Raw genomic sequence first — 23,118 nt, 5'->3', positions numbered from 1 at the left:
AAAGCCCATCGCGAAATAAAGCGGCGTGGTGAAGACCCACCACATCAGATGGCGGTGTTCTTGGCCGGAAACAGCATAAAGCGATATGCCAAGGTTCACGGTTGCCGCCAGGATAAACACCCCCACCATTGCCCACAGGGTGCCGCTGCCCAGCGTCGCCTCTACAGGGTGCGGGATGGGGGTGAGCGCCAGCCAGAAGGACCACAGCAGCGGCGCGCAGAAGAATTGGCAAACCGTCGCAAACAGCATGGTCTGCACGCCCAAGAACCTGCGCCAGCCCAGATCAGACAGCAGCAGGCGGGGCGCGCGCATGTGCACGCACCACGTGATCAAAAAACCCTTGAGCCAGCGTGAGCGTTGCCGGATCCAGGGCAGAGGGCGGCAATTTGCCTCTTCATGGGTGACGGTGGGAATCAGTTCTGTAAGGCATCCCGCGCGGGCCAGTCTGACGCCCAGATCGGCGTCTTCTGTCACATTATGCGCGTCCCATCCCCCCAGCGCCTCAAGCGCGAAGCGGCGAAAGAACAGCGTTGTGCCCCCAAGCGGCAGCACCAGACCCAACCGCGCGGCACCCGGCAGCAGCACACGCCACCAGGCGGCATATTCGATTGTAAAACAACGCGATAGCCAGTTCGCGCGCGCGTTGTAGTAATCGAGAATGCCCTGCAAACAGACCACGCGCGCCGGGGCCTCGGCAAAGCGGCTGACCACCTGTTCGATCTGGTCGGGGGCGGGGGCGTCCTCAGCATCCCAGACGCCAATGATGCTGCCTTTGCAAAAGTCCATCGCGTAATTCAACGCGCGCGGCTTCGTGGTCAGCTTGTTCGCCTCAGGCACCTCAATCACGCTGATCCAATGGGGCAGCGCGGTTTTGGCCAATGTGTCGCGCGTGATGGTATCGCCCGCCTCCAGCACCAAAAGCACATCAAGCTGTGACTTGGGATAGGTCAGCTGTGACAGCCGGTGGATCAGCGCGCCTGCAATCTCCCGTTCGCGCAGCAACGGCACAAGGATCGACACCCGCGGCAATCGGTCTGGCAAGACGGGGTTCAGGGGATCTGTTTGGTATGGTGGAGGTCGGAACAGACGCGCCCAAAGCGCTGCTGCCTTGAAAAGGGTGGTCATCACAAGGGTCGTAAACGCAAACAGCGTGGCCAGCGTCAGCGTCCAAAGCGGGGCAAGGACCAGTGCCACCAACAAGGTGGCGACAGCCAGCACGGACCAGAACCGCCGGGAAAAGGCAGCAGGGTTCCAGCTGCGACAGCTGAGTTTATCTGGGGCACGCGTAGCCGCGTTCAGGGCGAGCTCTGGTCCATAAAGCCTTGATATCTGTGCTTTAACCTGCTGCGCCTGAGCAATAACAGGCAACACCGGCGGGCCGTGAAGCCCGATATCTGTGCGCAGATCCTCAAAGCTTTGCGGCGCGCTGGTCGCAACCAGCAGCAGCCCCCCCAGCGTCATCCAGGGCACGGCCTGGTGTTTCAGGCACAGCGCCGCTGGCAGACGCGCGGCGAGCGTCTTTTGCGGCGGGTCACGGTCCAGATCGACCACCTGCGCATGATGTTGCTCGGCCAGGGCGACAAGGATGTCTTCGGGGTGGGCGGTGCCTTCGGCGACAAGGATCTCACCCAAGGGGGCGTCAACGCGGCGTTGCAGCGCCAGTGCGCGCAGCAAATCCTCATTGGTGATGACACCCATGTCGACCAGATAGCGCCCCAGCGGCGCCCGCTGCCGGGGCTCCGCCACGACCTGAGGGTCTGAAAAATGCAGCCGCTGCCTGCTCATCCCGTGTCCTTTTTGCCTGTCATGAGCATGTCATGGCAGGCGCATGGTAAAGAACGGGTTAATTGTGGCGTTAAGCGTCCTCGGCAGCGCTTGCGCGTTGGGCCATCGCATCCGCGAAGCGTTCAAACAGGTAATAGCTGTCTTGCGGGCCAGGCGAGGCTTCGGGGTGGTGCTGCACCGACCAGACGGGGCGGTTTTCCATTCGAATGCCGCAGTTTGAGCCATCAAAAAGCGACACATGCGTTTCAATCACACCCTTGGGCAGTGTTTGCGCATCCACAGCAAAGCCATGATTCATAGAGGTAATTTCGACCTTGCCCGTGTCATTGTCCTTGACCGGGTGGTTGGCACCGTGGTGGCCGTGGCTCATCTTGATAGTCTTTGCGCCCAAAGCCAGGGCCAGCATCTGGTGGCCAAGGCAAATGCCAAACACCGGCAAATCTGTCTTGTCGAGAACCGAACGGATCATCGGCACAGCGTAGGCCCCTGTCGCCGCGGGGTCGCCGGGGCCGTTGGACAGGAAAACACCGTCGGGCTGATGCGCCATTACATCTTCAAAGGTTGCGCTGGCGGGCAGGACGGTCACGTCACATCCCGCAGAGGCCAGACAGCGCAGGATGTTGCGCTTTGCCCCGTAATCGATGGCGACGACCTTGTGTTGGGGTGCCTGCTGCTTGGGGTAGCCGTCAGGCCAGGCCCACCGCATCTCATCCCAGCGGTAGGACTGCGCGCAGGTGACCGTTTTGGCCAGGTCCATGCCTTCCAGCCCGGCAAAGCCACGGGCCGCTTTGATCAGGGCCTCAATGTCAAAAACGCCGTCAGGGCTGTGGGCCAGAGCGACATGGGGCGCGCCTTGCTGGCGGATGGCGCGGGTCAGGCGGCGGGTGTCGATGCCGCCTACCGCTATGCGGCCCCGTGCGGCCAGCCAATCCGACAGCGGCTGCACATTGCGCCAGTTTGATGGATCGGTGGGCATCCATTTGACAACCATGCCCGCGGCAACAGGATCGCCTGTTTCATCGTCCTCGGGGTTGGTGCCCACATTGCCCACATGGGGGAAGGTGAAGGTGACGATCTGACCTGCATAAGAGGGATCGGTCATGATCTCCTGATAGCCGGTCATGGCCGTGTTAAAGCACAACTCAGCGGTGGTCTGCCCAGTGGCCCCAAAGCCCATGCCATAAAAAAGAGAGCCGTCCGCGAGAGCCAGGCAGGCGGTCGGGCGGTCAGATACGGGCGCACTCATGTGGCAGTCTCCGATGTTTTAGCGGGGTAAACGGGTCGCAAACTACTGCCAGGGCTGGTGAGGGTCAAGGTCTGGAGCGAAATGATATCTATAATGAAATCATATGCTTACGGATATGTCTTTGCATTGCGTGTTGCGATGGCATTGGCTATGGTCGCTGGAAGTTTGCCGTTGGATCAAGGATGCCACGTTTATGCCCCTGCGCACACGGATTTCCGAGGCTTTGAAAAAAGCCATGAAAGACAAAGAAGCAGGCCGTCTGTCGACGCTGCGCCTGATCAATGCCGCCATCAAGGACAAAGACATTGATGCCCGTGCCAAGGGCAATGATGAAGGCGTGGCAGAGGCCGAGGTTCTGGCGATCCTGGGCAAGATGGCCAAGCAGCGCATGGAATCGGCGCGCGCCTATGAAGAAGGCGGGCGGCTTGATCTGGCGGAGCAGGAGCGCAATGAAATTGGCATCATCGAAGAATTCCTGCCCCGGCAGTTGAACGACGATGAAGTGAGCGCTGCGGTTGAGGCGGCCATTGCGGACATCGGCGCAGAGAGCATCCGCGACATGGGCAAGGTGATTGGTGCGTTGAAAACGAAATACACCGGGCAGATGGATTTCGGGGCCGTGGGGCCGATGGTCAAGGACCGGCTGAGCGCAGGCTAGACCTGGGCGTTTCCCCCGCTGACCCGTGCGGAGGTCGCGGTTTGGTGGCCGCTTTTTGGGTGGATTTCGGGGCCGGGTGCGGCGAGGCTTTTCAGTTTGGGTCCGGCCAGACTTTAAATGTCACACATTGTGCACCGCGCGTACACCGCAGGTGCATACAACAGATCACAGTCGGTGCGTTACAGTCGCTGCGTCAAAACCGGCGCATTACTGGCGGCGCAGGCTGCGTTGCAGATCATCGTAAAGGGCCACACGTTCTTCCTCGCTTAGAAAGGCACCGATCTCAACCTCGCGGCCTTCGCCGCGCAGGGTGATGTAGTGCGGGACGGGGCCGTCTTTTTCGTACTTGGTCACCGTGGTCCAGTAGCGGTTGCATTCCCATTCTTTGACCTCCCCCTTTGGGGTGCGGTGGGTCAGGCGCGCTGTGTCTGATCCGAGGGTAAAGACCTCTTCGATCTGGCGGGATTTGTAGTTGGATTGCAGCGCAAAATAGATCCCGCCCACGGCCATCAGCACAAAGGGCAGCATGCCCCAGAGCAGCACGGTGCCCAAAAGGGTGAAGGTCGGGATCAGGATCAGCGTGAAGGTGGCCAGCACGAAGGCCGCAAAGCCCTTGGGCGGCAGCGATTGATGCGGCCAAAGCCGCATTTGTTGCGGGCTGCGGTTGGGAGGGCTGGTCCATTCATAGGGCATGGGCGGGTCCGTCTTAAGCTGGGCGGCAACCTAGCGGATGGGCGGCTTAAGGCAATGCGACAGGATGCTCACCCTGCGGTGTATTGGATCAGATCCCAGCGGTTGCCGAAGATGTCGCGGAAAACCGCCACGGTGCCATAGGGTTCATCGCGGGGGCTTTCTTCAAAGGTGACCCCTGCGGCGGTGAGCCGGCTGTGATCGGCGGCAAAGTCGTCGGTTTGCAAAAACAGCCAGACGCGGCCTGCGCCCTGATTGCCGATCGCCGCTTGTTGGCGCGCATCGCCGGGTTCTGCGAGGATAAACCCCGCCCCGCCGCCCGCGGGTGTGACGCGGACCCAGCGTTTGTGGCCTTGGTCGATGTCTTCGCTCAGATCAAAGCCCAGCACATCGCAGTAATAGGCGATGGCTTGATCGTAGTTCGGGACGATGAGGGTGAGGGCTGAGAGGCGCATGTGAGAGTGAGGAGTTTGAGGGGGAGGCGTGCGGGTCGGGGGCAGGGGATGCTGCGTCTGTGACGGCGGGCGTTTCGGGACGGGGTATGAGGCTTTAGGAAGAGGGATGGGGCTTTAGGACTGGGGCTTTAGGATAGGGGGCAGGGGCTTCAGGCTCACCATCCCAGAGGGGCTGGATCCACCTTCGATTGACCTTGGACATGCCAGTCCATGCCTTGGGGCGCAAGAAAAATAGCCGTCTCCCAGCAGAGCTGGGGCCCTCGGCGATTTGTCTGGCCCCCAAGGCCTGGCCCGGCCTGCCTGCGCTCAAGCGAAGGCGGCTCCAGCCCAGAGAGGGAGGCGGGGGCGTGGAGCCGGTTGGCGGGCGGGGCCGGGCCGGGAGGCGAGGGCGGGGGCCGGTCTGTGGGCGGGGTTACTCCAGCTCGACCAAAAGGTCTTTGGCGTCGATCTGGCCGCCTGCGGTGACATGCACGGCTTTGACCACCGCATCGCGTTCGGCGTGGATGCCGGTTTCCATCTTCATCGCTTCGATGGTCAGCAGCAGATCGCCTGCGCGCACCTCTTGGCCAACTTGCGCACCCACGGTGGCGATCACACCGGGCATGGGCGCGCCGATGTGGTTTTCATTTGCCGGATCAGCCTTGGGCCGCTGCGCGGTGGCGGATTTGACCAGACGGTTGGGCACGCGGATCACGCGTGGCTGGCCGTTGAGTTCAAAGAACACGCGCACTTCGCCGTCTTCTGTGGTCTCCCCCACCGCTTGCAGGCGGATTTCGAGGGTTTTGCCGGGGTCAATTTCTGCGCTGATCTCTTCGCCCGGTTCCATGCCGTAAAAGAAGGTCTGTGTGGGCAGGGTGCGCACCGGCCCGTATTGGCGGTGCCGGCCCATGTAATCGAGAAAGACCTTTGGATACATCAGGTAGCCTGCAAGGTCTTCGTCGTCGACGGCTTTGCCTTCCAGCTGTTGGGAGAGATCCGTGCGGGTGTCTTCAAGGTCAATCGCCTCTAGGTGAGCACCGGGGCGGGCGGTGTTGGGGGCTTCGCCCTTGAGCACTTTGCTGACGATTTCATCCGGAAAGCCGCCGGGGGGTTGGCCCAGGTTGCCGCGCATCATGTCGATCACGGAATCGGGGAAGGCCACATCGGTTTTGGGATCCTCCACGTCGTGGCGCGTCAGGCCCTGAGAGACCATCATCAGCGCCATGTCACCCACCACTTTGGAGGAGGGCGTGACTTTGACGATGTCGCCAAACATCTGGTTCACATCCGCATAGGTGCGCGCCACTTCGGGCCAGCGTTCCTCAAGCCCGAGGCTTTTGGCCTGGGCTTTGAGGTTGGTGAACTGGCCGCCGGGCATTTCATGCAAATAAACCTCAGAGGAGGGGGCCTGCATGCCCGTCTCGAAGGCACCGTATTGGTGGCGGACGTCTTCCCAATAGTCAGAGATTTCGCGCACGGCCTCCATCGACAGGCCGGTGTCGCGGTCGGTGTGTTTGAGGGCCGAGACCACAGAGCCCAGCGTCGCCTGGCTGGTGTTGCCAGAAAAAGCGTCCATCGCGCAGTCCACCGCATCGACGCCCGCGTCGGCGGCGGCCAGGATCGTGGCGGTAGCGATGCCTGCGGTGTCATGGGTGTGGAAATGGATGGGCAGGCCCACTTCGGATTTCAGCGCCTTGATCAGCACACGGGCTTGGGCGGGTTTCAAAAGGCCCGCCATGTCTTTGAGGCCCAGGACATGGGCGCCTGCATCCTGCAGCTGTTTGGCCATGTCGACGTAGTATTTCAGGTCATATTTGGCGCGGTCAGGGTCAAAGATATCGCCGGTGTAGCAGATCGTGCCTTCGCAAACCTTGTCCGCCTCAATCACCGCGTCCATGGCCACGCGCATGTTTTCCACCCAGTTCAGGCTGTCAAAGACGCGGAAGACATCCACGCCCGAGGTTGCGGCCTGTTTGACAAAGAACTGCACCACGTTGTCGGGGTAGTTGGTGTAGCCCACACCGTTTGAGGCGCGCAGCAGCATTTGCGTCATGATGTTGGGCATGCGTTCGCGCAGGTCGCGCAGGCGCTGCCAGGGGCATTCCTGCAAGAAGCGGTAGGCAACATCAAAGGTGGCCCCGCCCCAGCATTCCATTGAGAAAAGCTGCGGCAGATTGGCGGCATAGGCGGGGGCGACTTTGATCATGTCGTGGCTGCGCATCCGCGTGGCCAGGAGCGATTGGTGCCCATCGCGCATGGTGGTGTCGGTGATCAGTAGTTGGCGCTGCTGGCGCATCCAGTCGGCGACGGCTTGAGGGCCTTTTTGCTCCAGCAGGTTGCGGGTGCCCATCATCGGGTCTGCGCGGTTTTCGGGGGTTTGGGCGCGCGGGTGCTGGGCGAAAGGCGGGGATAGCCTTTGGTCTCGGGGTGGCCGTTCACGGTGATGTCGGCGATGTAGGTCAGCACCTTGGTGCCGCGGTCCTTGCGTTTGGTGAACTGGAAAAGATCCGGTGTCTCGTCGATGAATTTGGTGTGGTAGGTGTTGTCGAGGAAGGTGGGGTGTTTGAGCAGGTTCTCGACAAAGGCGATGTTGGTTGACACGCCCCGGATGCGGAATTCGCGCAGCGCGCGGTCCATGCGGGCGATGGCAAGCTCAGGAGTTTGCGCCTTGGCGGTCACCTTGACCAACAGGGAATCGTAATAGCGGGTGATTACGCCGCCGGAATAGGCGGTGCCACCATCGAGGCGGATGCCCATGCCCGTGGCCTCGCGGAAGGCGGTGATGCGGCCATAGTCGGGGATGAAATTGTTCTGCGGGTCTTCGGTGGTGATCCGGGTCTGCAGGGCGTGGCCGTTCAGGCGCACCTCATCCTGAGAGGCTTTGCCGGTGGCCTCAGCGATGGTTTTGCCTTCGGCGATCAGGATCTGCGCCTGGACGATGTCGATGCCTGTCACCTCTTCGGTGACGGTGTGTTCGACCTGCACGCGCGGGTTGACTTCGATGAAATAGAACTTGCCGTCGGCCATATCCATCAAGAACTCAACCGTGCCTGCGCATTCATAATTCACATGGGCACAGATCTTGCGGCCCAGATCGCAGATCTCAGCGCGTTGGTCTTCGGTGAGGTAGGGGGCTGGGGCGCGTTCAACCACCTTTTGGTTGCGGCGCTGGACAGAGCAATCACGCTCATAAAGGTGGTAGATTTCGCCGTGTTTGTCGCCCAGGATCTGAACCTCAACATGGCGGGCCTTGAGGATCATCTTTTCCAGATAGCCTTCGCCATTGCCAAAGGCGGCTTCGGCCTCGCGGCGGCCTTCGAGGACTTTCTCTTCCAGCTCATTTTCATCGTAGATCGGGCGCATGCCGCGGCCACCACCGCCCCATGAGGCTTTGAGCATGAAGGGATAGCCAATCTCAGCCGCTTGGGCGCGGATGAGGTCCATGTCGTCGCCCAAAACCTCAGTTGCGGGAATGACCGGCACGCCAGCCTCTTGGGCCACGCGGCGGGCGCTGGCTTTGTCGCCAAGGGCGCGCATGGTTTCGGCCTTGGGGCCGATGAAGGTGATGCCGTTGTTGGCGCAGGCATCCACGAATTCGGGGTTTTCCGACAGCAGGCCGTAGCCCGGGTGGATCGCATCGGCGCCGCATTCCTTGGCCACGCGGATGATCTCATCAATCGACAGATAGGCGGCCACGGGGCCCAGACCTTCGCCGATGCGGTAAGCTTCGTCCGCTTTGAAACGGTGCAGGCCGAGCTTGTCCTCTTCGGCGTAGACCGCGACCGTGGTTTTGCCCATCTCATTGGCGGCACGCATCACGCGGATGGCGATTTCGCCGCGGTTGGCAATGAGGATTTTCTTAAAATCAGGCATGCTGGGCAAACTCCTTGGCAGATTTGGGCGCACCATAGGCATGATATAGGGCGGCGCAATACCCACAGATACGGAGGGGGTGCGGAATTGTGATTTCCCCTTTGGGAATATTAGTTTCCCTTTGTGAAATTTCGAGAAATAACTTTACCTTACGGCAAGATTTTCGCCTTGGGCAGCGACCTGAGATCGCGCGCACCCAGTTGGCCCATATTTGCCTCAAGGTCTTTGGCAAGGATATCAACAAGATGATCGGGGCCTTTGGCCCCGGGGCCCCCAGCGCAAAGTGAAAGGCGCGGCCCAGCATGACGAAGTCCGCGCCAAGTGCGAGGGCGCGCAGGATGTCGAGACCGCTTTCGATGCCGCTGTCAAAGATCAGGGGCAGGGTGGTTGCGGCGCGCAAGGCGGGCAGCGCCTCAATCGAGGCGGGCGCGCCGTCAAATTGGCGCCCTGCGTGGTTGGAGACCCAGACCGCATCCACGCCAATGCGCTCAAGCTCGGTCGCGTCGTCGGCGCGCAAGACGCCTTTGATGATGAACGGACCTTTCCAGGCATCGCGCAGCCAATCGACATAGTCCCAGTCAGGAGCGGTGCGCAGCAGATATCCCACGTGGGCCGTGGGCGAGCGGCCTGTGCTGGCGGCATCGGTGTATTTATCAAGACCGCGCATATGCGGCATCCCCCGCTGCGCCATGCCCATGGCCCAGGCGGGGCAGGTGGCGATCTGTGCCAGCAGCCTTGGGGTGATGCGGGGCGGGTTGGTCAGGCCTGAGCGCACCTGGCGTTCGCGGCGCGAGGCGGTGGGGACATCAACGGTCATCACCAGCGTGTCAAATCCAGCGGATTTTGCACGGGCCAGCATGTCGGTGCGAATGTCCGGATCGCGGGGGGATAAAGCTGAAACCAGGCCTGGGGGCCGATGTGGGGGGCGATGTCCTCAGGGCTTTGGGTGGCGACGGTCGACATGCAGTAGGGGATGGCGTGCCACGCCCCGGCTTGGGCCAAGAGCGGTTCGGCCCCGGGCCAAATGAGCCCCGACATGCCGATGGGCGAGATGCCGAAGGGGAGCGGGTAGGAATGGCCCATGAGATCCCTACTGAGATCGGGGGTGATTTCGCCGTGCAGGACGGATGGATCAAACCCGATCTGATCCAGTGCGCTGCGGTTGCGCGCCTTGGTGGCTTCTTGCCCGGTGCCACTGTCGAGGTATTCCCAGACGAATGTCGGGATACGGCGGCGGGCGCGGGCGCGCAGATCATCAAGGCCGGGGTAGCGGGCGTGTAGGTCCATGCGGGGCATATGCTGCGATGATGCGGTGATTGTCCAGCCGGGGATGGTTTGCGGTGCGGTGGTGCGGGCGCTGCTGGTTCACCAAAACCAAGCGGTTTCAGAGCCACCCTTGCCCGCCCCCGGCCTGACATCCCCTCACCCCGTTGCCAAGAGAAATAGCCGTCTCCCAGCAAGCTGGGGCCCGCGGCGATTTATCTTGGCAACGGGGCGCTGGGCTGTCTGTCTTGGGGCACGCAACGGTGGCTCCGAAACCAAGGTTTGGGCGGGGGGACGCAGGTGGGAACATCTGGCGAACATGGGCTTTTCCTGATGAGGGAATCCGATTAGGTTGAGGGGATGAGCAGTTTTGATGAAATGGACGCCTTTGAAGGCGCGTCACTGTCAGCGCGCGCGATGGCCGCGCGGCCACAGCCCTATCTGGACGGGCTCAACCCCGCGCAGCGCGCGGCGGTAGAGCAGATGGATGGGCCGGTGTTGATGTTGGCGGGGGCGGGCACGGGCAAGACCAAGGCCCTGACCACGCGGATCGTGCATTTGATGACCCAAGGCAAGGCGCGCCCCAATGAGGTTTTGGCGGTGACCTTTACCAACAAGGCCGCGCGCGAGATGAAGAACCGCGTGGGCGGGATGTTGGGCCAGCATGTGGAGGGCATGCCTTGGTTGGGCACCTTTCATGCGATTTGTGTAAAGCTGTTGCGCCGTCATGCGGAACTGGTCGGGCTAAAGTCCAACTTCACCATTCTGGACACCGATGATCAGCTGCGGCTGCTCAAGCAGTTGGTGGCGGCCGAAGGCATTGATGACAAGCGCTGGCCTGCGCGGATGCTATCGGGGATCATTGATGGCTGGAAGAACCGCGCGCTGACGCCTGAGAAGGTGCCAACGGCGGATGCGGCGGCCTATAACCATCGTGGCACAGAGATTTACGCGGCCTATCAGGCGCGGCTGAAAGAGCTGAACGCTGTCGATTTTGGCGATCTGCTGTTGCATATGGTGACTATCTTTCAGACCCGCGCGGATGTGCTGGCGCAGTATCAACGTTGGTTCAAGTACATCCTGGTGGATGAATATCAGGACACCAACGTCGCGCAGTATTTGTGGCTGCGGCTGCTGGCGCAGGGGCATAAGAACATCTGCTGCGTGGGCGATGATGATCAGTCGATCTATGGCTGGCGCGGGGCCGAGGTGGGCAACATTCTGCGGTTTGAGACGGATTTTCCCGGCGCTCATGTGGTGAAGCTGGAGCAGAACTATCGTTCAACTCCGCATATCCTGGCTGCCGCCTCTGGCGTGATTGCGGGCAATGAGGGGCGGTTGGGCAAGACGCTTTGGACCCAGGCCGAGGAGGGCGAGAAGGTCCGCTTGATTGGCCATTGGGATGGTGAGGAAGAGGCCCGCTGGATCGGGGATGAGGTTGAGGCGATGCAGCGCGGCACGCGCGGGCTGGATCCTGTGGGGCTGGATGATATGGCGATCCTTGTGCGCGCCTCGCATCAGATGCGCGCCTTTGAGGATCGGTTCTTGACCATTGGTTTGCCCTACCGTGTGATTGGGGGCCCGCGGTTTTATGAGCGGATGGAGATCCGCGATGCCATGGCTTATTTCCGCGTTGTCACCTCGCCCGATGATGATTTGGCGTTTGAGCGGATTGTGAACACGCCCAAGCGCGGCCTGGGCGACAAGGCGCAGCAGAAGATCCAGATGAGCGCGCGCCAGAACGGTGTGAACCTGGTGGAGGGTGCGCGGATTTTGTTGGCCGAAGGCGGGTTGACGGGCAAAGGGGCCGCGCAGTTGCGGTTGCTGATTGACGGGATCGAGCGCTGGAACGGCAAGTTGCGCGGCCTGCGCGGCCTGTGGATGTGGAAAACGCGGTGCTGGATGATGAGGACGGCCCGGTGCGCCAGGAGTACGGCCCGCCGGAGCTGAGCCATGTGGAGCTGGCTGAGATCATCCTGGACGAGTCCGGCTATACCGGCATGTGGCAGAACGACAAGACACCCGAGGCGCCGGGGCGGCTTGAGAACCTCAAGGAATTGGTCAAGGCGTTGGAACAGTTTGAGAACCTGCAAGGGTTCCTCGAACATGTCAGCCTGATCATGGACAATGAAAGCGATGATGGCGGCGCGAAAGTGTCGATCATGACGCTGCATGCGGCCAAGGGGCTGGAGTTTCCGGCGGTGTTTTTGCCCGGCTGGGAAGACGGTTTGTTCCCCTCGCAACGCTCTATGGATGAGAGCGGGATCAAGGGCCTGGAGGAAGAGCGCCGCCTGGCCTATGTCGGGATCACCCGCGCCGAAGAGATTTGTACGATCTCCTTTGCGGCAAACCGGCGGGTGTTTGGGCAGTGGCAGTCTTCCATGCCATCGCGCTTTATTGATGAGCTGCCCGAAGAGCATGTGGATGTGCTGACCCCGCCGGGGCTTTATGGTGGCGGCTTTGGTGCGGCTGCAGGCGGCATGCGATCAGATCTGCAGGAACGCGCAGCGGAGGCGAATGTTTATAACTCGCCCGGCTGGAAACGGCTGCAGGCGCGGTCGGGGGAGCGGGGGATTTCGCAACCCTCAGAGGCGCGCAATGTGACGATTGATATGAATGCGGTGAGCAGTTTCATGATGGGCGAACGGGTGTTTCACCAAAAGTTCGGCTATGGGGCCATTATCGGGATCGAAGGCGATAAGCTGGAAGTGGATTTTGAAAAAGCGGGCACCAAGAAGGTTGTGTCGCGGTTTCTGACCTCTTCTGATGATGTGCCGTTCTAAGCGACAGGCATTTGGGTCAGGGGTGCGCCCGCAGGGGATGCAGGCCGCCTTTGACACATCTATTTCAAATCAAACATTGCAAAAGCAAAACCGCCAGACCTTGGGAGGAAGGTCTGGCGGTTTCTAAGTTGGCCCGAAACGACAGGGAGGGTGCGTTTCGGGTCTGGTCCACCTGCAGCGCATCTGAGGGAGGAGAAAGAGGCGCTTTTGGTGGGACAGTCTTGCCACAGGGAGGTGCAGCAAGACCGAACTGTTTAGCAAATACCTTAACCTGAAGTTTCTACCCGGGATGAAATCGAAGATTTCGGGCGGGGATGCGATGCATGATGCCTCAGGTGATGTGTATTTTGCTTAGTGCGTGCCGCCGTAGACGGAGTCCAGTGCGATCGCGCGGATCTGTGAGCGGTGGAGACCGAGGTCTGCCAGCTCACGGTTGCTGAGCGCGCTCAGACCGTTCACGGTCTCGCGGTACTGACGGTACGTGTGAAAACGCTGACGCAGGGTTTCGATACCTGCGGTGAAGGTGCTTGCGAAGGATGCACCGGTTGCGGATTGTGTGTTCAGATATGCCATTGTGGCGCCTCGTTACTTTTCATTTTCGTTTCGGATGCCCTGTACTTACGCGCATCGTTAGCGGAAACAACGCCCATCCCGACAAAGCCGATATGCAGATTTTGCAACTGTCGCCCTCTTGCGAAACAGTTAGGGCGATCTTAGCGCATCTTGCGCATATGGGCGGCGCAGTTTCAAAGAATTCAATGCTTTAGGGAATGTGCCGGGGGCATAAGAGACAGGAAATATGCTTTGGATGCAGTCATCGTGCCATGCGCCGGGTGCATGGCGCGTTTGCCAGTCAGGGGAGAGAAAAAGGGCGGCGACATCAGGGAGGAGGAAGATGTCGCCGCCAAAATCAGACCGTTTCGGGAGGAGGATGAACCGGTCTGTGGTCTCGAAAGAAAGATTGCTCTCTCTATGTCCCTGTTATCGCTGATTTGCTGCGACTGCACAATAACAATGTTTGCAATGCTGCTATGCAGAAAAAACATGGGGGCTGTGCTTGAAAATTAGGCTGCGCGATTAAGCGTTGTGCAAATCGGCCTGACCCCTTGCCCTCGGCGTAAAAACTGCCATGTCACATCCAGCAATGTAGAGGAGCGCCCATGACCGTCACAAAAGAGCAGATCGAAGCCGCTTTGGCCCGGGTGACGCTGCCGGATGGGCGCACTCTGATACAGCATGACATGGTGCGCGCGTTGAATATAGACGGCGGCACGGTGCGCTTTGTGATTGAGGCCCCCAGCGCAGAAGTGGCGCAAGCGATGGGGCCGTTGCGGGATGCGGCGGAAAAGGTGGTGTCTGAAGTGCCGGGGGTGGCGCAGGCGCATGTTGCGCTGACAGCGCATGGCCCGGCTGCAAAACCGGCCGCGCCGCCATCGTTGAAAGTGGGCGGGCATCCCAAACCGCAAGACGGCCCCACAAAGCCCAGCGGCGTGAAGCGCATTCTGGCCATTGGCTCGGGCAAGGGGGGCGTTGGCAAATCTACGGTCAGCTCCAACCTGGCGGTGGCTTTGGCCAAGCAGGGGCGCAAGGTGGGGCTGCTGGATGCAGACATCTATGGCCCCAGCCAGCCGCGCATGATGGGCGTGAACAAGCGGCCCGCATCCCCTGATGGCAAAACCATCATTCCCCTGCATGCCCATGGCGTCACGCTGATGTCCATCGGGTTCATGATGGAGGAGGGCAAAGCAGTTGTCTGGCGCGGTCCGATGTTGATGGGCGCTTTGCAACAGATGTTGGGGCAGGTGGAATGGGGGGAGCTGGATGTGCTGCTGGTCGATCTGCCACCAGGCACGGGCGATGTGCAACTGACGCTGTGCACCAAGTCCGAATTGACTGGTGCCATCGTGGTCAGCACGCCGCAGGACGTCGCATTGATCGACGCGCGCAAGGCGCTGGATATGTTTGGCACGCTCAAGACGCCGATCCTGGGCTTGATTGAGAACATGTCGTTCTTTGTCTGCCCCGATTGCGGGTCTGAGCATGAGATTTTTGGCCAGGGCGGCGTGCGGGCTGAGGCGGAGAAGATGGGCGTGCCGCTTTTGGGCGCTTTGCCGATTGATCTGGAGACGCGGCTGGCCGGGGACAGTGGCACGCCGATTGCCGCCGGGCAGGGCGCGATGGCCGAGGCTTATGCCAAGATCGCCAAGGGTCTGATTGACGGGGGCATTGCCTAAGGCGGCGTTACTGCCCCAGGGACCGGTTTTCTATCAGGTAGCCGTAAAGCGTGGTCAGGACTGAGATAAAGACCAGCCCTTCGGCGATGAAAAGTGCTGTTTGCAGGCCAAAGACCAGATAGCTGTCGCCCACAAGCAGGGGTGCGGTGACGTAGTATAGTGCGGTATTGATCCCGGTGAGCAACAGCCCCACGCCCCAGAGCGGCGCAGAGATGCGCTGCGTTGTGTCCCAGCTTTCGCGGATGCTGAGCGTTTGGCCGAGGGCTGCGGCGGGCAGCACCAGGCTGACCCGCAGCCCGATCCAAAGCAGGACCACAGTGCCCACAAAGCCCAGCAGCGTGGCGACCGCGTCTGTTGCTGAGGCACTGCCAAACCCGGTGCCCACGGCCAAGCCCGCCATGCCAATGGCCGCCATGACCGGAATAGCGGCGAGCACTTGGAAAGCGCCAACGACAACCGCACGCCAGATGTAGCCGAAGTAAAGGCGCGCATCCGGACGCTCTGCCCCGTTGATCAGAACATGCCGATGCCACAAGACCGCCATCAGCGCATAAGAGAGCAGGGCGATCACGCCAAAGACCGCAAAGAGCAACAGGTTCTGCCCGGCGGCGGGGGGCGGGGTGAGCGTGGTGTCATCCAGTGCAAAGATCGTGTCATAGGCAAAAGAGGACAGGATGATCCCACTGACCATCACCATCAATATGGGGGGTAGCAACAGCCGGATGGTGCGGGACACGTCAAACAGCAGCATGCGCAGGGCATGGGTCAATATCGCCAGCGCGTCGCTCATGCCAGCCTCCTTGGTTTTCGCAGTGTTGTGACGTGTTGGTGTGGGGCAGGCAAGGCATTCGAGCGTAAATTAATGTCCTGTGTCCTCTTTGTGGGAATGCATGGGACAGGGTGCGGGATTTCATGGGAAGGCTTTGCTTCATCTTAAGCGGTTCGTGAAAAACGAATCGTTTTTCGGGAATATTCTCGTAAACTCGGCTGGTGTTGGGCATTGGGAGTGAGAACAAAAGTAAAACACTATTAGTGTATTAGCTGTGATCCGAAAAAAGTTGGGAATTTGTGGGAATTTTTGTCCCGCCTTGTGGTGGCACAATATATAGTGTTGATGGGCACTCGTTTCCATAATTGTGCTAATATTTTCGCGTTTTCCTCGTAATGTATGTGCGTCACAGCGGTATCTCATCCCCTTTCGTCCCACGAATTCCCAAAATAATTGTAGACGCCCATGATTTCCCATGGCATCCCTAATGCATCAGATGAGAACGGGACCGGGGCACAAAACGACCCCACACAAAAACAAAACCTAGCAGGTTTCATACAGGCACCTCGATTTCATCAGATACGGATCCGGCGCGCGGGCGAGCAGACATCCCCCCAGGTGGCGCGCGCAGTCGGAGTTCCCCGCTCAGCGGGATGAGGGCGGCGGATTGAACAGTGGCAGCAGTTCAATCCGCCGTACCGTTTTTCAGGGGTGAGATTTTCGCGAAAGGCGCGACCGAGACAACAAAGCGCATCCGCGCACAACAAAGACAGACGCATCAGCGTCAGGCAGGACGAAAACAGTGAGCCGCAGGTTCAGAGGCGAAAGCCACCACAAAGTCGATGCGAAGGGGCGGGTGTCTATCCCAGCCTCTTTTCGGCGTGTGTTGGAAGCCGGTGATCCAAACTGGAAAAGCGGCGAAACCCCTGAGCTGGTGATCGTCTATGGCGATAAGCGCCGCGCATTCCTTGAATGCTACACCATGGAAGCCATTGATGAGGTGGACGCCAAGATCGACGCCATGCCGCGTGGATCGATGGAGCGGAAGATGCTTCAGCGTCTGTTTCATGGCCAGTCCTTTCCCACAACTGTGGATGAAACAGGCCGCCTGGTGCTGCCTGCCAAGCTGCGCCAGAAAATTGATCTGGAGAACGAGGCGTTCTTTATTGCGGCGGGCGATACCTTCCAGATTTGGAAGCCTGAGACCTACGACACGGTAGAGCGTGCCAAAGAAGAAGAGTGGCTGGATGAGCTGCCGGATGACTTTGATCCGATGGCTTTCCTTGACGGACCACCGGGGGACTGACTGTGATGGCTGCTGCGGCCCCCTTCCTGAGACTGCCCCTCATATCCCTGTTTTATTGCGTCCTTTGTTGGCGGCTGTGGCCCCTGTGGGCGGCGTATGGCTGGACGGCACCTTTGGGGCGGGCGGCTATACCAAGGGCCTGCTTGAAGCCGGTGCCGCACGTGTGATCGCTGTGGACCGCGATCCGCTCGCGTTTGAGATGGCGGCGGATTGGATTGAGACAGCGGGGGGCGGATCACACCGCAACCGGGTGTCTTTTCGCAGATGGACAGCTACGGCCAGGATCTTGACGGAGTGGTTCTGGATCTTGGCGTGTCCTCTATGCAACTGGACCTTGCCGAGCGCGGGTTTTCGTTCATGAAAGACGGCCCGCTGGATATGCGCATGTCACAGGCGGGGCCTTCTGCGGCGGATATCGTGAACAGCGCGGATGAGGCGGTGATTGCCGATATACTGTTTCAATACGGCGAGGAACGCGCCAGCCGCCGGATCGCCAAAGCCATCGTCAAGGCGCGCGACCTGGCCCCCATCACCACAACGCTGGCGCTGGCGCGGATTGTTGAGGGCTGCCTGCCCCGCGCCAAGCCGGGCCAAAGCCATCCCGCCACGCGCAGCTTTCAGGGGCTGCGGATTGCGGTGAACAACGAATATGGCGAGCTTTTCAAAGGGTTGATGGCTGCTGAACGGGCGCTGAGGCCCGGCGGGCAATTGGCTGTGGTGACGTTTCATTCGGTTGAGGACCGGATGGTAAAGCGGTTTTTGACCGCGCGTTCGGGCGGCGGGGGCAATGCCAACCGCTATGCCCCCGAGGTGCAGCGTGACGCGCCGCAGTTCACGGTGACCAAGCGCAAGGCGATTGGACCAGACGCGCAGGAATTGGCGGAGAATCCGCGCAGTAGATCGGCGAAATTGCGGGTGGCCACCCGCACGGACGCGCCAGCGGGCGCGATTGATGCAAAATCAATCGGAATGCCGTTTGTTAAGGGGTTTGAGTAGGATGCGAGCGGTTCTTTATATTATGACCTCGCTTGTGGTGATCGGGCTGGCGTTTTGGGCCTACCGCGAAAACTATGCCACGCAGCAAGCGCTGAGCGAAGCGGACACCCTGCACCGCAACATCCAAGAAGCCCATGCCCGTCTGGCGGTGCTACGGGCCGAATGGGCCTATCAGAACCGACCTGACCGGTTGCGCGATCTGGCTGAAATCAACTTTGACCGCCTAGGGCTGCTGGCGTTGCGGCCAGATCAGTTCGGGCAGGTTGATCAGATCGTCTATCCGCCCGCGCCGCTATTGCCCATCACCGACCCCATTGATGTCTCAAGCGCTGCCGCTGGCGAGGAGGACCCGCTATGATCCGCACCCCTCTGCGCCCCTTGGCCCGCATTTTGGATGCCCGTCAAAAGGGGGAAAACCCCGACGCGATTGAACGTGAAAACAAGCGCATCCGACATGAACAGATGCGCGATCAATCCCGGCAGCGTGCCGAAGGGCGGTTGTTGGTGCTGGGCGCGTTTTTCTTTTGCGCCTTTGCCGTTGTTGGCGCGCGCATGGGGCTTTTGGCCACCACAGACCCGGTCGAGCCGCGCGCGCATGCGCCGGGCGCGGTGATTTCAGCCTCTCGCGCTGATATTGTAGACCGGAATGGCAGCATTCTGGCCACCAACTTTGATACCCATGCGCTTTATGCCCAGCCGCGTCACATGGTGGACCCACGTGCCGCCGCGAAGGGGCTGGTGAAAGTGTTTCCTGATCTGGATGAGGAAAAGCTGGTCAAAGACTTCACTGGGAAACGCAAGTTCCTGTGGATCAAAAAGAAAATCTCGCCCGAGCAGAAACAAGCGGTGCATGATATCGGCGATCCTGGATTGCTTTTTGCGCCACGCGACATGCGGCTTTACCCCAATGGGGCGCTGGCGGCTCATGTCATGGGCGGGGCGAGCTTTGGCAAAGAAGGCGTGCACGCGGCAGAAGTGATCGGCGTGGCGGGGGTTGAGAAATACTTTGACGACTATCTGCGTGATCCGTCCAACGGGAATAAACCGCTTCAGCTGTCGCTGGATCTGACGGTTCAGGCGGCATCAGAGCGGGTGCTTTGGGGCGGCATGAAGCTGATGAATGCCAAGGGCGCGACCTCCGTTTTGATGGACGTGAAGACCGGAGAGGTTATCAGCGTGGTGTCTTTGCCCAGCTTTGATCCCAACAACCGCCCCCGCCCTGCGACCGAAGGGGATGCCTCAGACAGTCCGCTTTTCAACCGGTCGGTTCAGGGCGTTTATGAATTGGGCTCAGCGTTCAAGATTTTCACCGCCGCGCAGGCCATTGACCTGGGTTTGGTCAATGCCAACACGGTGATCAACACAAGCGGTCCGATGAAAGTGGGCGGCTTTAAGATCGGTGAGTTCCGCAACAAAGACTATGGCAAGCTGAGCGTGGCAGACATCATCGTGAAGTCCTCAAACCGGGGGACGGGACGCATGGCGCTGCAGATCGGCACCAAGCGGCAGCAGGATTTCCTGCGAAATTTGGGCTTTTTCGAAGCCACACCGTTTGAGATTGTAGAGGCTGCGGGCGGCAAGCCCTTGTTGCCCAAGCGCTGGACGGATCTTTCTACGGTCACGATCTCTTATGGTCACGGGCTGTCTTCTTCGCCCATGCATCTGGCGGCGGGCTATGCCGCGATTGCCAATGGCGGCTATCAGGTTCGGCCTACGCTGTTGAAGCGGGAAGCGGCGGCGTTGGGGCCACGGGTGATGTCGGAACAGGCCGCGCGCGATGCGCGGATGATGCTGCGCAAGGTGGTGTCAGATGGCACGGCCAGTTTCGGTGAGGTGCCGGGCTATCATGTGGGCGGCAAGACCGGCACGGCGGATAAACCCAAGCGGCGCGGGGGGTATTACAACGACAAGGTTATCGCGACCTTTGCCTCTATCTTTCCTGCCCATGATCCCAAGTATGTGCTGATTGTCACGCTGGACGAACCGGTTGAAACCTCGGGCGACAAACCCCGCCGGACAGCGGGGTGGACAGCGGTGCCGGTGGCCGCTGAAATGATCCGCCGCGTGGCCCCTTTGCTGGGGGTGCGGCCAACTGTTGAACCTGCTCGGGCCCCCGTGATAACGCTGACCAGCAGCAACTGATAAAGAGCCCCCCTCATGGCCAGCCCGACCGTTCCGCTTTCCTCTCTTGGCCTGACGGCGCGGGGCGGGGCGAACCCCGCGATTACGGGCATTGCCGTGGACAGCCGGGAGGTGAAAGAGGGGTTTCTCTTTGCCGCCATGCCTGGCAGCCGCGTGCATGGGGCCGAGTTTATCCAATACGCCTTGCGCATGGGAGCGCGGGCCGTTTTGACAGATGCCGCAGGCGTTGAGATGGCAGCAGATGTGTTGCGTGCCTCAGACGCCGCTGTGGTTGTGACAGATGCCCCGCGCGAGGCCTTGGCGCTGACGGCGGCGCTGTGGTTTGGCCCCCAGCCTGAGACGATGGTTGCCGTGACCGGGACCAATGGCAAAACCTCTGTATCGACCTTTGTGCGCCAGATCTGGATTGAGATGGGCTTGCCTGCGGTCAACCTGGGCACCACGGGTGTTGAAGGGGCCTGGACCGCGCCGCTGGCCCACACCACGCCTGAGCCGATCACCTTGCACCGCGCGCTTGCGGATGCGGCGGCCTACGGCATCAGCCACGCCGCGATGGAGGCGTCATCGCATGGGTTGGACCAACGCCGCCTGGAAGGTGTGACGCTGCGCGCGGCGGGGTTTACCAACTTTACCCAGGATCATTTGGATTATCACGAGACCTTTGAGGCCTATTTTGATGCCAAGGCGGGCCTTTTTTCGCGTGTTTTGCCGCAGGATGGCACGGCTGTGGTCAACCTTGATGACCCCAAGGGGGTCGACATGGCCGCCATCGCCAAGGCCCGCGGCGCTGAGGTGATCACCGTGGGCCGGGACGGGGGCGATCTGCACCTGACCGCGCAGCGGTTTGACAGCACCGGCCAGGATCTGCGGTTTGAGTGGCGCGGCAAAGCCTATCAGGCGCGGCTGTCTCTGATCGGTGGGTTTCAGGCGGATAACGTCTTGCTGGCCGCTGGATTGGTCATTGCCTGCGGTGCTGATCCGCAAGAGGTGTTTGACACCCTGCCGCATCTGACAACGGTGCGCGGCCGCATGGAGCTTGCCGCGACACGCGACAATGGCGGGGCGGTCTTTGTGGATTACGCTCATACCCCCGACGCGGTGGCCACAGCGCTGCAAGCGATGCGGCCCCATGTGATGGGACGGCTTGTGGCCATTGTGGGCGCGGGCGGAGACCGCGACCCCACAAAACGGCCCCTGATGGGGGCTGCGGCTGCTGAACATGCCGATTTGGTGTTGGTGACAGATGACAATCCCCGCTCAGAAGACCCTGCCGTGATCCGTGCGGCTGTCATGGTGGGTGCGCCAGCGGCCACCGAGGTCGCAGACCGCGCCGAAGCGATCTTGCGCGGGGTCGATGCCATTGGTCCGGGTGACGCGTTGTTGATCGCGGGCAAGGGGCATGAGACGGGCCAGATCGTTGGGGATGATGTGTTGCCCTTTGATGATGCAGAACAGGCCAGCGTGGCTGTGGCCGCGTTGGATGGGAGATTGGCATGAGTTTGTGGACCAGTGCAGAGGCCGCCGCAGCAACCGGCGGTGAGGCCATTGGCAGCTGGCAGGCCACTGGCGTGTCGATTGACACACGCACGATCGCGCCGGGCGATTTGTTCGTGGCGTTGCAAGACGTGCGGGACGGGCATGATTTCGTGGCCCAAGCCTTGGACAAAGGGGCGGCCGCGGCGCTGGTGTCCTACCGGCCAAAGGACGTGGCAGAGGACGCGCCGTTGCTGGTGGTGGCGGATGTGCTGGCCGGGCTAGAAGCGCTTGGCCGGGCCGGGCGCGCCAGAACGGCGGCCAAGGTGGCTGCTGTCACGGGCAGTGTGGGCAAAACCTCAACCAAGGAAATGCTGCGCGCCATTCTGTCGGATCAGGGGCGCACCCATGCCTCTGTGGCCAGTTACAACAATCACTGGGGCGTGCCGCTGACGCTGGCGCGGATGCCGGTGGACACGCAGTATGCGGTCATTGAGATTGGGATGAACCACCCCGGTGAGATCGCCCCCTTGGCCCGCATGGCCCAGCCCCATGTTGCGATGGTCACCACTGTTGCTGCGGCCCATCTGGAAGCGTTTGAGAGCGTGGCAGGCATTGCCCATGAGAAGGCTTCGATCTTTGAAGGCGTGAAGCCCGGTGGCACGGCGGTGATCAACACCGATATTGAGCATAGCGCCATCCTGGCTGAGACGGCTGAGACCCAGGGGCTGAAATCCATCGGGTTTGGCACGCAGGCGCAGGACTTTGTTCTCAAGGACGTGGCCGTGCAGGCGGAGACAACCGTTGTGCAGGCCGCGCGGCAAGGCAGCCCGCTTTTGTTCAAGATCGCAACCCCGGGTCGGCATTTTGCGATGAACGGCCTGGGCGCTTTGGCGGTGGCTGAAGCGATGGGCGCGGACCTGGCGTTGGCGGCGCAGTCTTTGGGCCGCTGGACTCCCTATACGGGTCGGGGCGGGCGCGAGATCATTGTGCTGGACCCGGTTGAGACGCATCTGGCGCTGCATCTGATTGATGACAGCTACAACGCCAATCCCACGTCGATGGCTGCCGCGCTTGAGGTGCTTGCCGCAAGCCCGGTGACCGACGACACAGGCCGCGTCAGCAAGGGCCGCAGGATCGCGTTTCTGGGCGATATGAAAGAGCTGGGCGGCGCGGCAGACGCGCTGCATCAAGACCTGGCATCGCTGGCGGCCACCAAAGAGCTGGATGTGATCCACTGCATCGGGCCGCATATGAAGGCGCTTTATGCCGCCTTGCCCGAGCATCAGCGCGGCCTGTGGTGTGCAACCTCTGAGGAGGTTTTGCCGGTCTTGCGCAGCAAGCTCGACAGCGGCGACGTGGTGCTGGCCAAGGGATCTTTGTCGATGAAGTTGGGGCTGATTGTTGACGCGATACGCAAAATGGGCCATCCGGTTGAAGGTGTGTAAGAGGGCGGTTCGCCCACA

The 23,118-nt window shown here is 60.8% G+C and carries 13 protein-coding genes and 5 pseudogenes; 10 read left to right on the top strand and 8 right to left on the bottom strand.

What is annotated here, in order from left to right:
- Positions 1–204 precede the first annotated feature (204 nt).
- Positions 205–1,698, bottom strand: a pseudogene (locus ACZ1HM_RS13550) (glycosyltransferase); the annotation flags it as partial.
- Between the two features lie 157 nt (positions 1,699–1,855).
- Positions 1,856–3,031, bottom strand: coding sequence for a glutamine-hydrolyzing carbamoyl-phosphate synthase small subunit (carA, locus tag ACZ1HM_RS13545; protein WP_472743234.1), 1,176 nt, complete (start codon positions 3,029–3,031; stop codon positions 1,856–1,858).
- A 193-nt stretch (positions 3,032–3,224) separates the two neighbouring features.
- Between carA and ACZ1HM_RS13540 the strand changes: the two genes are divergently transcribed.
- Positions 3,225–3,689, top strand: coding sequence for a GatB/YqeY domain-containing protein (locus ACZ1HM_RS13540; protein WP_472743233.1), 465 nt, complete (start codon positions 3,225–3,227; stop codon positions 3,687–3,689).
- A 207-nt stretch (positions 3,690–3,896) separates the two neighbouring features.
- Here the strand turns inward: ACZ1HM_RS13540 and ACZ1HM_RS13535 are convergent, their stop codons facing one another.
- The 4 genes and pseudogenes from ACZ1HM_RS13535 to ACZ1HM_RS13520 form a co-directional block, all read right to left on the bottom strand.
- Positions 3,897–4,382, bottom strand: coding sequence for a DUF2244 domain-containing protein (locus tag ACZ1HM_RS13535; protein WP_472743232.1), 486 nt, complete (start codon positions 4,380–4,382; stop codon positions 3,897–3,899).
- A 68-nt stretch (positions 4,383–4,450) separates the two neighbouring features.
- A complete protein-coding gene (locus ACZ1HM_RS13530) occupies positions 4,451–4,834 on the bottom strand; it encodes a VOC family protein (protein WP_472743231.1) in 384 nt (127 codons plus the stop codon).
- Positions 4,835–5,246: 412 nt separating this feature from the next.
- Positions 5,247–8,686 (bottom strand): annotated as a pseudogene (locus tag ACZ1HM_RS13525) (pyruvate carboxylase).
- Positions 8,679–9,973: pseudogene (locus ACZ1HM_RS13520) on the bottom strand (alpha-hydroxy acid oxidase). The pseudogenes ACZ1HM_RS13525 and ACZ1HM_RS13520 overlap by 8 nt, the downstream one beginning before the upstream one ends.
- 336 nt (positions 9,974–10,309) lie before the next feature.
- Between ACZ1HM_RS13520 and ACZ1HM_RS13515 the strand changes: the two are divergent.
- Positions 10,310–12,732 (top strand): annotated as a pseudogene (locus ACZ1HM_RS13515) (ATP-dependent helicase).
- Positions 12,733–13,083: 351 nt separating this feature from the next.
- Here the strand turns inward: ACZ1HM_RS13515 and ACZ1HM_RS13510 are convergent.
- On the bottom strand, positions 13,084–13,305 hold the full coding sequence (locus tag ACZ1HM_RS13510; RefSeq protein WP_472743230.1) for a DUF1127 domain-containing protein: 222 nt from the start codon (positions 13,303–13,305) through the stop codon (positions 13,084–13,086).
- 231 nt (positions 13,306–13,536) lie between these two features.
- Between ACZ1HM_RS13510 and ACZ1HM_RS13505 the strand changes: the two genes are divergently transcribed.
- Positions 13,537–13,800, top strand: a complete 264-nt coding sequence (locus ACZ1HM_RS13505; protein WP_472743229.1) for a hypothetical protein — start codon at positions 13,537–13,539, stop codon at positions 13,798–13,800.
- A 92-nt stretch (positions 13,801–13,892) separates the two neighbouring features.
- Complete coding sequence (locus ACZ1HM_RS13500) at positions 13,893–14,966, top strand: Mrp/NBP35 family ATP-binding protein (protein ID WP_472743228.1); 1,074 nt, start codon at positions 13,893–13,895, stop codon at positions 14,964–14,966.
- A gap of 7 nt (positions 14,967–14,973) precedes the next feature.
- Here ACZ1HM_RS13500 and ACZ1HM_RS13495 read toward each other — a convergent pair whose 3' ends face one another.
- A complete protein-coding gene (locus tag ACZ1HM_RS13495) occupies positions 14,974–15,756 on the bottom strand; it encodes a hypothetical protein (protein ID WP_472743227.1) in 783 nt (260 codons plus the stop codon).
- A 781-nt stretch (positions 15,757–16,537) separates the two neighbouring features.
- On the opposite strand from ACZ1HM_RS13495, the gene mraZ reads away from it, so the two are divergent.
- From mraZ to ACZ1HM_RS13465, 6 genes and pseudogenes are all read left to right on the top strand, one after another.
- Positions 16,538–17,041, top strand: a complete 504-nt coding sequence (mraZ, locus tag ACZ1HM_RS13490; protein ID WP_472743226.1) for a division/cell wall cluster transcriptional repressor MraZ — start codon at positions 16,538–16,540, stop codon at positions 17,039–17,041.
- Positions 17,019–18,037 (top strand): annotated as a pseudogene (rsmH, locus tag ACZ1HM_RS13485) (16S rRNA (cytosine(1402)-N(4))-methyltransferase RsmH). The gene mraZ and the pseudogene rsmH overlap by 23 nt, the downstream one beginning before the upstream one ends.
- Before the next feature lies 1 nt (position 18,038).
- Entirely contained in the window at positions 18,039–18,395 is a 357-nt protein-coding gene (gene ftsL, locus ACZ1HM_RS13480; RefSeq protein ID WP_472743225.1) for a cell division protein FtsL, read from the top strand.
- Positions 18,392–20,179 carry a peptidoglycan D,D-transpeptidase FtsI family protein gene (locus ACZ1HM_RS13475; protein WP_472743224.1) on the top strand — a complete coding sequence of 596 codons (1,788 nt, stop codon included), beginning with the start codon at positions 18,392–18,394 and terminating at the stop codon, positions 20,177–20,179. Before ftsL ends, ACZ1HM_RS13475 begins: the two co-directional genes overlap by 4 nt.
- Positions 20,180–20,194: 15 nt before the next feature.
- Complete coding sequence (locus ACZ1HM_RS13470) at positions 20,195–21,676, top strand: UDP-N-acetylmuramoyl-L-alanyl-D-glutamate--2,6-diaminopimelate ligase (protein ID WP_472743223.1); 1,482 nt, start codon at positions 20,195–20,197, stop codon at positions 21,674–21,676.
- Entirely contained in the window at positions 21,673–23,100 is a 1,428-nt protein-coding gene (locus ACZ1HM_RS13465; RefSeq protein WP_472743222.1) for a UDP-N-acetylmuramoyl-tripeptide--D-alanyl-D-alanine ligase, read from the top strand. The genes ACZ1HM_RS13470 and ACZ1HM_RS13465 overlap by 4 nt, the downstream gene beginning before the upstream one ends.
- Positions 23,101–23,118: the final 18 nt, after the last annotated feature.

The organism is Sulfitobacter sp. GN1-4 (assembly GCF_055693825.1).
Note: the sequence above shows the minus strand (reverse complement) of the source record. Positions and strands in the feature narration are given on the sequence as shown.

What these genes read in the sequence shown, in the direction of transcription:
- carA (WP_472743234.1), bottom strand. Translation starts at nt 3,031, where the DNA reads ATGAGTGCGCCCGTATCTGACCGCCCGACCGCCTGCCTGGCTCTCGCG.
- ACZ1HM_RS13540 (WP_472743233.1), top strand. Translation starts at nt 3,225, where the DNA reads ATGCCCCTGCGCACACGGATTTCCGAGGCTTTGAAAAAAGCCATGAAA.
- ACZ1HM_RS13535 (WP_472743232.1), bottom strand. Translation starts at nt 4,382, where the DNA reads ATGCCCTATGAATGGACCAGCCCTCCCAACCGCAGCCCGCAACAAATG.
- ACZ1HM_RS13530 (WP_472743231.1), bottom strand. Translation starts at nt 4,834, where the DNA reads ATGCGCCTCTCAGCCCTCACCCTCATCGTCCCGAACTACGATCAAGCC.
- ACZ1HM_RS13510 (WP_472743230.1), bottom strand. Translation starts at nt 13,305, where the DNA reads ATGGCATATCTGAACACACAATCCGCAACCGGTGCATCCTTCGCAAGC.
- ACZ1HM_RS13500 (WP_472743228.1), top strand. Translation starts at nt 13,893, where the DNA reads ATGACCGTCACAAAAGAGCAGATCGAAGCCGCTTTGGCCCGGGTGACG.
- ACZ1HM_RS13495 (WP_472743227.1), bottom strand. Translation starts at nt 15,756, where the DNA reads ATGAGCGACGCGCTGGCGATATTGACCCATGCCCTGCGCATGCTGCTG.
- ftsL (WP_472743225.1), top strand. Translation starts at nt 18,039, where the DNA reads ATGCGAGCGGTTCTTTATATTATGACCTCGCTTGTGGTGATCGGGCTG.
- ACZ1HM_RS13475 (WP_472743224.1), top strand. Translation starts at nt 18,392, where the DNA reads ATGATCCGCACCCCTCTGCGCCCCTTGGCCCGCATTTTGGATGCCCGT.
- ACZ1HM_RS13470 (WP_472743223.1), top strand. Translation starts at nt 20,195, where the DNA reads ATGGCCAGCCCGACCGTTCCGCTTTCCTCTCTTGGCCTGACGGCGCGG.
- ACZ1HM_RS13465 (WP_472743222.1), top strand. Translation starts at nt 21,673, where the DNA reads ATGAGTTTGTGGACCAGTGCAGAGGCCGCCGCAGCAACCGGCGGTGAG.